The sequence below is a fragment of the Lactobacillus ultunensis DSM 16047 genome (assembly GCF_001436305.1).
Taxonomy (GTDB): Bacteria; Bacillota; Bacilli; order Lactobacillales; family Lactobacillaceae; genus Lactobacillus; species Lactobacillus ultunensis.
The window spans coordinates 57941-70782 of sequence record NZ_AZFO01000005.1; the positions used below are offsets into that span (position 1 = coordinate 57941).

Annotated in this window: 8 protein-coding genes; all 8 read left to right on the forward strand. The window is 36.2% G+C overall.

The window, feature by feature from the left end; translation table 11 throughout:
* Positions 1 to 7 precede the first annotated feature (7 nt).
* The 8 genes from trxB to FC57_RS02640 all read left to right on the forward strand — a co-directional run bounded on the left by trxB (position 8) and on the right by FC57_RS02640 (position 12780).
* Positions 8 to 937, forward strand: a complete 930-nt coding sequence (gene trxB, locus FC57_RS02605; protein WP_007125244.1) for a thioredoxin-disulfide reductase — start codon at positions 8 to 10, stop codon at positions 935 to 937.
* A 180-nt stretch (positions 938 to 1117) separates the two neighbouring features.
* A complete protein-coding gene (gene glgB / locus FC57_RS02610; protein WP_007125245.1) occupies positions 1118 to 3016 on the forward strand; it encodes a 1,4-alpha-glucan branching protein GlgB in 1899 nt (632 codons plus the stop codon).
* A 13-nt stretch (positions 3017 to 3029) separates the two neighbouring features.
* The gene (locus tag FC57_RS02615) at positions 3030 to 4175 is read left to right on the forward strand and encodes a glucose-1-phosphate adenylyltransferase (protein WP_056990008.1); all 1146 of its coding nucleotides are present in this window, start codon (positions 3030 to 3032) and stop codon (positions 4173 to 4175) included.
* Complete coding sequence (gene glgD / locus FC57_RS02620) at positions 4165 to 5298, forward strand: glucose-1-phosphate adenylyltransferase subunit GlgD (RefSeq protein ID WP_056990009.1); 1134 nt, start codon at positions 4165 to 4167, stop codon at positions 5296 to 5298. The genes FC57_RS02615 and glgD overlap by 11 nt, the downstream gene beginning before the upstream one ends.
* A gap of 9 nt (positions 5299 to 5307) precedes the next feature.
* Positions 5308 to 6738 carry a glycogen synthase GlgA gene (glgA, locus tag FC57_RS02625; RefSeq protein WP_007125248.1) on the forward strand — a complete coding sequence of 477 codons (1431 nt, stop codon included), beginning with the start codon at positions 5308 to 5310 and terminating at the stop codon, positions 6736 to 6738.
* 22 nt (positions 6739 to 6760) lie between these two features.
* Positions 6761 to 9172: a glycogen/starch/alpha-glucan phosphorylase gene (locus FC57_RS02630; protein ID WP_007125249.1), complete on the forward strand. Its 2412-nt coding sequence runs from the start codon at positions 6761 to 6763 to the stop codon at positions 9170 to 9172.
* Entirely contained in the window at positions 9172 to 10959 is a 1788-nt protein-coding gene (locus FC57_RS02635; RefSeq protein ID WP_007125250.1) for a glycoside hydrolase family 13 protein, read from the forward strand. Before FC57_RS02630 ends, FC57_RS02635 begins: the two co-directional genes overlap by 1 nt.
* Positions 10960 to 11055: 96 nt before the next feature.
* Positions 11056 to 12780 (forward strand): phospho-sugar mutase, encoded by a 1725-nt coding sequence (locus FC57_RS02640; protein ID WP_007125251.1) that lies wholly within the window; start codon positions 11056 to 11058, stop codon positions 12778 to 12780.
* Positions 12781 to 12842: the final 62 nt, after the last annotated feature.

Here is a 12842-nt window from a genome sequence, read left to right on the forward strand (position 1 = left end):
GGAACTTATGGCCAATAAATATGATGCAATTGTAATTGGAGCAGGTCCTGGTGGTATGACTGCAGCTTTATATGCTGCCCGTGCTAATTTAAATGTCTTGGTACTTGATCGTGGTCCATATGGCGGTCAAATGAATAATACAGATGCAATTGACAATTATCCAGGTTTTACTGAAATTAAGGGGCCTGAACTAAGTCAGAAGATGTATGATACATTGATGAAGTTCAAACCGGATTATGAGTATGGCAATGTTCAATCTGTTGAATTAGACGGGGACGAAAAAGTTGTTAAAACAGATGACGATAAAGAATATCGTGCTCCAATTTTAATTATTGCGACTGGTTCTGATCATCGTCACTTAAATGTGCCAGGTGAAGAAGAATATTCAGGTCGAGGAGTTTCATACTGTGCAGTCTGCGACGCCGCTTTCTTTAAAGATGAAGATGTAGTTGTAATTGGCGGTGGCGATTCAGCAATTGAAGAAGGAATTTACTTGGCTCAATTAGCTAAAAGCGTAACTGTAGTTCACCGTCGTGATCAATTACGTGCTCAACCTACTTTGCAAAAACGTGCTTTTGCAAATAAAAAGATGAAATTCGTTTGGAATGCACAAACCGAAGAAATCTTAGGTGATGGGAATAAAGTAACAGGTATTAAATACCGGGATAAAGAAACAGGAGCTGAAAAAGAACTTAAAGCTGCTGGTGTCTTTATTTATGTTGGTGTTTTACCGCAAACCGCACCATTTAAAGATTTAGGTATTTTAAATGAACAAGGTTGGATTCCTACTAACGAACATATGGAAACTAAAGTTCCAGGCGTTTTTGCATTAGGGGATGTTCGTGAAAAAGATTTGCGTCAAATTGCAAATGCTGTAGGTGAAGGTAGTGTTGCAGGTCAAGCTGCATATAATTACTATCAAGACTTAAAAGATTAACTTAAATTAATAAAGAAAATAGGGGAGTTTACTAACAATATAGTAAACTCTCATTTTTTTAACTAAAATACGGATAAGTAGTGTATAATAAAAATCGAAGAGAGTACTTATTTGCAATTCAAGTAAACGCTTTCTAAGAGAGTAATTATTTTTAGTTCTGGAGAAAGCAGTGTGAGAAAGATGGTGAATGTTAAACAGCGAATTGAAAGATTTGCTTCGGGAAATGAATTGTATCTGCAAGAGATATTAGGTTGTCATCTTGAAGATAATACTTATGTTTTTAGAGTTTGGGCTCCACATGCACAAAAAGTATGGCTAGTTGGCGATTTCAATGATTGGGGTAAATCATTGGAAATGTATCTTCTATCCGATGGCATCTGGGAGATAAAAACCAATTTACCCCAACAAGGCCAGTTGTATAAATATTTAATTAAACAATCTAATGGTCGTGAAGTAATGAAGATGGATCCAATGGCAGTGGAACTTGAACCACGTCCAGGGGATGCAGCTGTTGTTACACAATTGCCAAATAAAAGCTGGCGTGATGGAGCATGGCTTGGTCGTAATAAGCGTTCTAATCACTTTGCTCGTCCAATTAATATTTATGAAGTTCATGCCAGTTCATGGAAGAGACATGCAGATGGTTCACTTTATACTTTGAAGGACTTACAAAGAGAATTAATTCCGTATGTCAAGAAACAAGGTTTTAACTATATTGAATTTTTACCTTTGACGGCTCACCCATTAGATGCGTCTTGGGGATATCAAACAATTGGTTATTTTGCTTTAGAACGTACATACGGTACACCACGTGAATTACAAGATTTTGTGGAAGCATGTCATAAGGAAAATATTGGTGTGTTAACAGATTGGGTACCAGGTCACTTTTGTATTAATGATGACGCTTTAGCTTATTATGACGGTACTCCATGTTATGAATTTAGTGAGAAATGGCGTGCAGAAAACAAAGGCTGGGGTGCCCTGAATTTCGATTTAGGAAAACCAGAAGTTCAATCATTCTTGCTTTCAAGTGCTCTATTTTGGCTAGAATTTTATCATCTTGACGGTTTGAGAGTCGATGCAGTTTCCAACATGATCTATCGTGATTATGATCGTGGACCAGGTGAATGGAAACCAGATAAATATGGTGGTAATCGTAATTTAGAAGGAATGGCATTTCTGAGGAATTTGAATCGAACTATTAAAGGAATGCATCCCGACAGTTTAATGATTGCAGAAGAAAGTTCAGCACAAGTCAAAATTACTGGTCGAATCGAAGATGGTGGCTTAGGCTTTGACTTTAAATGGAACATGGGTTGGATGAATGATATTCTACGCTTCTACCAAATGGATCCATTATTTAGAAAATTTAATTTTAACCTTGCTACCTTCTCGTTTATGTATCGAATGAGTGAAAACTTTATTTTGCCACTGTCACATGATGAAGTCGTTCATGGTAAAAAGAGTCTTATGAATAAGATGTTTGGTGAACGAAATAAACAGTTTGATGAGTTGCGAAATTTGCTTACTTTGCAAATGACGTATCCTGGCAAAAAATTGTTGTTTATGGGCAGTGAATATGGTCAATATCTAGAGTGGCGCTATAACGAAGCTTTAGATTGGGCAGAGTTAAAAGATAATTTGAACTCTAAGATGCAATATTTTGATCAAAAACTGAATGAATTATATTTGAATGAACCATCATTATGGCAATTGGAACAAAAATCCGAATCTGTCCAGATTATTGATGCCGATAACAAAGATCAATCAGTTTTATCCTTTATTCGTCAAGGAAAAATTAGACATGATTTTGTAATTGTTATTTTGAACTTTACACCAGTTGAGAGAAAGAATTTTACAATTGGTGTTCCTTATTCCGGTAAATATCATGAAGTCTTCAATAGTGCAAGAAAAGAATTTGGCGGCGACTGGGACAGAAACGCGCAAAGCATGACAACTAAGAAGGCACAATTTAAGAATTTAGATTATCAGATTCAATTAGATTTACCTGGTTTTAGTGCAATGATTTTGAAACCAACTGAAGTTCATATCAAAAGAAGAACTAGAAAAAAGAAATAGAGGAGAACATGCAATGAGTACCAAAATGTTGGGCTTGATTTTAGCAGGAGGAAAAGGAACAAGATTAGGTAAGTTGACTAGTAACCAAGCTAAGCCAGCTGTATCTTTTGGTGGTCGATACAGAATTATCGACTTTACGTTAAGTAATTGTGCCAACTCAGGAGTTAGAAATATTGGTATTATCACCCAATACCAACCATTATTATTGAATAAGCACATTGGTAATGGTGCTAGTTGGGGGTTAGATGGTCTCGATGCCAGTACTACTATTTTGCAACCATATACCGACAATGCTGGTAGCAAATGGTTTAAAGGTACTGCACATGCCATTTATCAAAATATTGACTATATTGATAGCCAAGATCCTGAATATGTATTGATTCTTTCAGGTGACCACATCTATAAGATGGATTATGAAGCAATGTTGGAAGATCACATCAAAAATAATGCTTCATTAACGGTAGCTGTAATTGATGTCCCTTGGGAAGAAGCTCCTCGTTTCGGAATAATGAATACTGATATCAGTGGCAGAATTACTGAATTCGAAGAAAAGCGTAAGGAACCAAAGAGCAATCACGCTTCAATGGGGATTTATATCTTTAATTGGAAACGGTTACGCGAAGTCTTGACCACTGCTTTTACTACTAATGACGATATGATCGACTTTGGTAAGAATGTTATTCCATATTACTTAAAGAGTGATGAACGCGTATTTTCATACCAATCCTCAGGTTACTGGAAAGATGTTGGTACGATTGGTTCGCTTTGGGCAGCTAATATGGAATTCTTAGATGGTAGTGACGGTCTAAATCTGTATGATCGCTCATGGAGAATTTACTCAAAGAACCCAATTGCTCCACCACAAGTAATTACTGAAAATGCGCAAGTTACTAATTCAATGATTGTTGATGGTTGTTATGTTGATGGCATTATTAATCATTCTATTCTGTCAACAAATGTTGATGTGCAAAGAAATTCGAAAATTACAGACTCAGTTATCATGCCAGGAGTAAAGATTGGCAAGAATGTAACCATCAAACATGCAATTATTGGCGAAAATGCTCAAATTGGTGATGGTGCAAAAATTGAAGGCAATGAAGATAAAATCGAAGTAGTAGGTAATTCAGAGAGAATTGGAGTGTTGCCAAATGAAGACTAATAAAATGGCGGCTATTTTTAGTAATCAACATGAATATAACGAGTTACGTCCATTAACTGATGAACGTTCGTTATCAACTTTGTATTTTGCTGGTAAGTATCGAATTATGGACTTCGCTCTTTCCAGTATTGTTAATGCAGGGATCAATAATGTATATACGCTGATTAATCAGGAAAAAGTTAGATCTTACTTGGACCACTTAGGTGGTGGTAAAGAATGGGGCTTAGACACCATTGGCTCATACGAATACTTAGATTTCTATCAAAAATTAATGCAAAATCAAGCTAGTGGTGATGACTACTTTGATGATCTGCTTAATTTTTTGAAGACAGCTAAGACGCCATATACTGTTTACATTGAAAACAAAATGGTCGGCAACTTTGATTTACAATCAGTACTTCATTATCATCAAGAAAACGACAACAAGATTACTGCCGTCTTTAAACGGGTAAGCAAGGAAAACATTGCGCCTGATGATCAAATGTTTATCTTAGACGAAGACAATACTATTATGTCTTGTCAACAAGTAATTGATGCTCAAAGTCAGGACAACTACAACTTAGGATTAAATATTTATGTGGCTGACACCAAGTGGTTAATCTCAGAATTGCAAAAAGCACAGCGTAGTGGTGCTTCAATTGATATTGGTCAACGCTTAGCAGCTAAGTATCGTACAAGTGCATATGAATATACTGGATATTTGCATAACATTCATGACATTCATAGTTACTACAAGGCTAATATGGAAATGCTAGATAAAAAGAAGCGTGATTCGCTTTTGTTTGGCAACCAAAAGATTATCACTAGAATTAGAAATGAAGTTGGCACTTATTTTGCAACTTCATCAGAAGTAAAGAACTCAATGTTAGCTACAGGATGTAGAATAAAGGGGACAGTTGAAAACAGTATTGTCTCCAGAAGAGTTGAGGTTTCTGATAAGAGCAAGGTTAAGAATTCAATTGTTATGGCAAATTGTAAGTTAGAAAAAGGAAGCCAGGTTGAATACGCGATCTTAGATAAAAATGTTGTTGTTAAAAAAGATGTGGTAGTTAAAGGAACACCTCAAGATCCTGTAGTTGTCAAAAAAGGTGCTGTTTTGACTAAGAACTTAATTAATGGATAAGGAGCAATCGTGCGAGTTTTATTTACAGGTGCTGAATGTGCACCATTCTTCAAAACTGGTGGTTTAGGTGATGTTTTAGGTTCTTTGCCTAATCAATTAGCCAAAGAAGGCGTTGATGTTGGCGTTGTTATTCCTTTATATCAGGATTTGCCTGAAAGATATCGTGAAAAATTAGAATATCAAGGCAACTTTATTGTTCCAGTTGGCTGGCGCAATCAATATTGTGGCGTGTTTACCTTAAAACGTAAGGGTGTCACCTATTTCTTTATTGATAACGAATACTACTTCAAGCGTCCAGGTATTTATGGATATTATGATGACGGCGAGCGATACGCTTTCTTCCAACAAGCAGTCATTATGATGATGGAACGTTTTAACTTCATTCCTAATATCTTGCATTGTAATGATTACCATACCGCCTTCATTCCATTTTTACTCCGTGAAAAATGGGGATTCGTTGATGCCTATAGAGGTATTAAAACAGTTTTGACTATTCATAATCTGGAATTCCAAGGTAAATACAATGCCAAGACTTTACCTAATTTCTTTGGTTTAGACTATGACTGGTTTGACAGTGGAATTGTCAGAATGGACAATGATGTCAACTGGATGAAGACAGGTATTTTGTACGCTGATCGTGTCACTACAGTTAGTCCATCTTATGCTAGAGAAATTCAAACTCCTGAATTCGGTCAAGGATTAGATGGTATTTTGCGGATGTGTTCACACAAGTTGAGCGGGATTTTAAACGGGATTGATTTTGAAAAGTACAATCCTAAGACTGATCCAATTATTAAGGCAAATTACAGTGTCTACCACCTTCATCAAAAGGTAAAAGATAAGATTGCTTTGCAAAAAGAAGTTGGCTTGCCAATTAAACCAAAGGTTCCTTTGATCGGGATGGTATCTCGTTTAACTGCACAAAAAGGTTGCCAATTATTGCTTGATGAATTGGATAATATTTTGCAGTTCAATGTTCAAATGGTGATCTTAGGCAACGGTGATCCTTACTATGAACACAATTTGACAGAAATCGCTAAGCGTCATCCAGATAAGCTAAAAGTAATTCTGGCATTTGATGTTAAATTAGCTCAGAGAATTTATGCTGGCGCAGATAGTTTCTTAATGCCATCTGCTTTTGAGCCTTGTGGTCTATCACAGTTGATTGCTTTGCGTTATGGTACTTTGCCGATTGTACACCAAATTGGTGGTTTAGCTGATACTGTTTGGGTATATGACAAGACCAAGAATGAAGGTACTGGCTTTGGCTTCAGAGAATTCAATGGTTATCAAATGGTTCAAGCAATTAAGAAGATGCTTACCGTTTACCAGCAAAGAGACAATTGGGTTAAGATGCAAAAAATTGCGATGAAATCTGATTTTTCATGGAGAAACTCCGCTGATAAATATAAGTGGATGTATGGAGAATTGATTGGTTAATTTAGAAAAAGAGAAAAATTAAATGCAATTAACAAAAGAAGAATTTAAAAAAAGACTTGAACGCAAGTTGGATAACTATTTTGAAGAAGATGTGAAATCAGCTTCAAATAGTGATCTCTATGCTGCTGTAAGTGCAATCGTCAGAGATGGATATACACCACAATGGCGTCGTATCCGTATTGCGGAAACGAATCAAAAACAAAAACAAGTCTATTACTTTTCAATCGAATTTTTGCCAGGTACTTTATTAAAAAGCAATTTACTAAATTTAGGCTGGCTGAAAACTGTTAGAGAAGCTTTAGCTGATTTACATCTTGACTTGGATAAAATTGCTGCTGCAGAACCAGATATGGCTTTAGGTAATGGTGGTTTAGGTCGTTTGGCTGCTGCCTTTATGGATTCTTTAGCTTCTACTGGTTATACCGGCAACGGTAATGGAATCCGCTATAAGTATGGTTTATTTAAACAAAAGTTTGTTAACGGCTATCAAAAAGAACTTCCTAATGATTGGTTAAAGAAGGAAGACCACTGGGAAGTTAGAAGAGAAAGCAAATCCGTCTTGGTTAGATTTGGCGGCAAAGTTAACATGGTAGATGATAATGGTTGGATGACTCCCCAATATGAAGGTGAAAGAGTTGTTCGTGCTGTCCCTTACGATGTTGCAGTAGTTGGTTATAAAGATGGCTTGACTAATACTTTGCGTTTGTGGGATGCAGAAGTTCCACCTGAGGAAGAATTAAATTATCCAACAATTACTGATCGTCGTCGTGTAGAAGATTTAACATCGATTCTTTACCCTGATGATTCTAATTATGAAGGGCGCTTATTAAGATTAAAGCAAGAATACTTCTTTGTTTCTGCTGGTTTGCAAAGCATCTTAAACTATTACACTAAAGATCTAGATAATAAAGATCTAACAAAGCTTCCTAACTATGTTGCAGTTCATATTAATGATACTCACCCAGCAATGGCAATAGCTGAATTGATGCGCTTATTAGTCGATGAACATCGTGTAGATTGGGATACTGCTTGGAATATTACTCAAAAAGTAATGAGCTATACTAACCATACGATTATGGCTGAAGCAATGGAAAAATGGGATGTCAATATGATGTCTCAGCTTTTGCCAAGAATTATGCAAATTATTACTGAAATTGATCGTCGTTTCTGTGTTGGATTAAAGGGACATGTTTCTGATGATGTAATTGAGCGCACTAGAATTATTAAAAACGGTCAAGTACAGATGGCCCATTTGGCTATTATTGGTTCTCATTCAATCAACGGTGTTGCTGCATTGCATACGCAATTGCTGGAAACTAAAGTGTTAAAAGACTTTTATAACCTTTATCCAGATCGCTTTAATAATAAGACCAACGGTATTACTTTGCGTCGCTGGTTGCAAATTGCTAACCCAGAACTTTCTGATTTACTTGATGAAACTATTGGTAAAAATTGGCGCAATGACAGTGATGAGATGCTTAACTTTGAAAAGTATTATCACGATACCAAAGTTTTGCACAAGCTTAGTGATATTAAATTAGATAATAAGAAGAAATTAGCTAAGTTTATTAAAGAACGTACTGGAATTGTGGTTGATCCAACTGCTATCTTTGATGTTCAAGTTAAGAGATTGCATGCTTACAAGCGTCAAACTCTGAAACTTTTGCATATTTTGAAATTATATCAAGATTTGAAGGCTGGCATCGATCATCCAAAGCGTGTAGTTATCTTTGGTGCTAAAGCTGCACCTAGCTATGTCTTTGCTAAGCAAGTTATCAAAGTAATTAATGAAACTGCTAATATGATCAATAATGATCCAGATGTTAACGATAAGCTAAAAGTTATCTTCTTGGAAGACTACGATGTTTCATTAGCTGAGAGAATCATTCCAGCTGCAGATGTAAGCGAACAGATTTCCACAACCACGAAAGAAGCTAGTGGTACAAGCAACATGAAGTTGATGGCTAATGGTGCTTTGACTGTAGCTACGATGGATGGTGCCAACATCGAAATTAAGGATGCTGTTGGTGAAGATAACATCTTCTCATTTGGTTTGAATAAAGATCAAGTCTACAAATACTATGCAGAACACTCATATCACCCAAGAGAGATGTATGAAAATGATGCTGTAATGAAGAAAGCTGTAGATGCATTAATCGATGGTACTATTCCTAACTGTTCTGCAGAGGGTCAAGCTTTATTCAACAACTTCTTAGGTGATAATGAACAATTCTTAGTATTAGCTGACTTTGAGGCATATTTGAGGGCACAAGCTAAGATTGAACAAACCTGGAAACAAAAACGTTTGTGGGAACAAATGAGTTTGGTAAACATTGCTCACTCAGAACGTTTTGACGTTGATAAAACTATTGAACGTTATGCTGAAGACATTTGGCATTTAAAGAAACTTGAAGTTGAAAAAGCTGATCGTTAATGAAAGTAACTTATAATTCGTGGCAAAAGGAATATAAAAATCCATTTGGTGCTATTCAAGCTAATAGTGCCGTTAAGTGGTCAATTGCAATAGATGAACCAGTTCAGGAAGTCATTTTGTGGTTAACTAAACATAATGAAAGTCCTGTAGCTTATCCAATGAATTATGATGAGCAGACTAAAAAATACGAGACGCAAGTCAAAATAGGTAGTTCGGGATTATATAATTATTATTTTGCAATTAAGCAAAATGACCAGATGCAATACGTTGACCAAGGATTATTTGGACAAGGAAATCTGATTCAAGATAATCATGATTTAAATCAATTTCAATTAACTTGCTATGATCGTAAGGTACCTAGAGTTGATTGGTATGAACAAGGGGTAGTTTATCAAATCTTTCCTGATCGATTTGCTAATGGTAATCCTCACGGCGAAATTACTGGTCGAAAAAAGAATAGTTTTATCTATGCTACTCAAGAAGATGATCCTTACTACATTAAAAATACTCGCGGTGAAATTATTCGCTGGGACTTCTTTGGTGGCAATTTAGCTGGTATTCGACAGAAAATTCCCTATCTAAAGAAATTAGGGGTAACTACTATTTATTTGAATCCGATCTTTTTAGCAATTAGTAATCACCGTTATGATACAGCTGATTTTATGAAGATTGATCCTATGCTTGGTACGGAAAAAGATCTGCGTGATTTGATACATGCTTTGCATCAAAATCATATGCACTTAATTCTTGATGGCGTATTTAATCATGTAGGTCAAGATAGTATTTATTTCAAGGCAGCTATTAAAGATAAAAATAGTCATTATTATTCTTGGTTTAACTTTATCGATTATCCTGAAAAGTATCAATCATGGTGGGGTGTTAGTTCTTTGCCAGAAGTTAACAAGAGTAACCCTGAATATCAAGATTTTATCTATGGTGAAAACGGTGTTTTGGCAAAGTGGACCGGAATGCAAGTTGATGGCTGGCGACTCGATGTTGCTGATGAGTTGCCGATGGATTTCTTACGGAATATTCGCACTCGCTTAATGAAAGAAAACTGTCAGGTGATGATTGGTGAAGTATGGGAAGATGCTTCGAATAAATTAGTTAACAGTAAATTTAGACCATATGTCGCTGGAGATAACCTGACTGGTGTAATGAATTATCCTGTACGAAACTTTGTTACTAATTTATTGACGACAGATGAGGATGCTGCTGAAATCAGTATCATGAGTAAATTGGCATCGTTGATTGAGCACTATCCAAGTAATTTTTTGCGCAACTGTTTAAATAATATTGGTACGCATGACACTGTGAGAATTAAGACAGTTTTGCATGATAATGAAAAATTAGTTGCTATTGCCTTTGGATTAATGTTTATGTTGCCAGGAGTTCCATGTATTTATTATGGCGATGAGGCTGGTTTGATTGGTAAAAAAGATCCAGATAATCGGCGTTTCTTCCCGTGGGGACATGAAAGTCAAAGCTTGATTAATAAAGTAAGTGCATGGGTAAAGCTTCGCAAGCAGAATAAAATTTTAGTTACTGGTAAGATCGCTTTTATGCATTTCAACGTTGGTGTTAATGCAATTATTAGGTATGATGAAAAGAATATCTTGATTTATTGTTTCAATCGAACAGATCAAGATATAGTTCTAACAAAGGATAATTTAAAATTCTATTGTCTACCCGATTCGCTGGTGTCAGTAGTCAGTTCAGCTTTAGATCAAGTTCAGCTGGCAGCGCAAAGTGATTTGATTAAAAGAAAACGAATTGCTGTTAAATAAATCAATTAGAAGTTTTATAATTGATATGATAATAGAAATAAAAAGACAGCGTTAATATCCATTAATTATGTAAGTTTTAATGAAATAGAGGACAAAATGGACGCTAAGGAAATTTTTAAAGAATGGCAAAATGCTACTAACTTACCTGATTATCTAAGAGATCAATTAGATACGTTGGGCAAAGATGAAAAATGGGTCGAAGATGCCTTCGGTCAAGATATCAATTTTGGTACTGCTGGTATGAGAGGTCGTCTTGAACCAGGTACTAATAGAATTAACTTATTCACTGTCGGTAGAGTTACTGAAGGTTTAGCTCGTTTGATTGAAGAAAACGGTGAAGAAGCTAAAAAACGTGGTGTAGCAATCTCCTTTGACTCAAGATATCACTCAAGAGAATTTGCTGAACATGCAGCTCGTGTATTGGGTGCACATGGTATTCACGTTTACTTGTTTGATGATTTAAGACCAACTCCTGAGCTTTCATACGCTGTACGTCACTTGCACACATTTGCAGGAATTAACATTACTGCTTCACACAATGCTAAGCAATACAATGGTTACAAGGTTTATGGTGAAGATGGTGCCCAAATGGCTCCAGAGCATGCTGATCGTTTATTCAGCTATGCTCAAAAGGTAACTGACATTTTTGGCGTTAAGGCTGCTCCAGTTAAGGAACTTCGTGCTAATGGTACTTTACAATTAATCGGTGAAGATGTTGACGAAGATTACTTAAATGAATTGAAGCAAGTTACTGTTGACCCAGAAATGGTCAAGGCAAATGCGGATAAGTTGAAGATTATTTATACTCCACTTCATGGTACTGGTAAGATGCTTTATGACCGTGCCTTTAGACAAGGTGGTTTTGATAACGTTATCCCTGTTCCTAGTCAATCAATTATTGATCCAGAATTTCCAACTACTATTAAGCCAAATCCAGAATATCGTGATGTTTTTGAACCAGGCTTTAAGTTAGCTAACAAGGTTAATGCTAATGTAATTATTGCTACTGACCCTGATGCTGACCGTATGGGTGCAGCCGTTAGAAAGAGCGATGGCGATTTCCAAGTCTTAACTGGTAACCAAATTGCTACTTTGATGGCTTACTACTTACTTGCTCACCTTAAAGAAAACGGTAAGTTGACCAGTGACTATGAAATTGTTACTTCAGTTGTTTCAAGTGCTTTACCATTTAAGATTGCTAAAGACTTTGGTATTAAGACTAAGCACGTTTTGACCGGTTTCAAATACATCGGTGAAGAAGTTGACCGGATGAAGAAGGCCGGCGATGCTAAGTTCTTAATGGGCTTTGAAGAAAGTTACGGTTACTTGTTCAAACCATTTGCACGTGACAAGGATGCTATGCAAGGGGCATTAATGTTCGCTGAGGTTGCTAGTTACTATGCTTCACGTGGTATGACTGTCTTTGATGGTTTACAAGAAATTTGGAAGAAATATGGCGTTGCCTACGAAATTACTCGTGCTATTGAAATGCCTGGTATTGGTGGTCAAAAGAAGATGGCAGAATTAATGAGCAAGCTTCGTGGTGAACATCTTACTGAAATTGGTGGACACAGAGTTTTGAAGATTCAAGACTTCTTGAAGAAGGAAACTATTGAAAATGGTGAATCAACTCCACTTGAAGGATTCCCAGAATCGAACGTTTTGAAGTACTTCTTAGATGATGAAACTTGGGTTGCATTGCGTCCATCAGGTACTGAACCAGTTATTAAGGCCTATGTTGGCGTTAATAAGAAGGATATTGAAACTGCTGAAAAGTCAGCTGAAGATTACCAGAAGGCTTTAGCAGATCTTCTTAAATAAATTAAGCATATTTAGTGCGAAAGCACGTTCGTGGTAGTAAAATATAAATACTAATTAAAAAA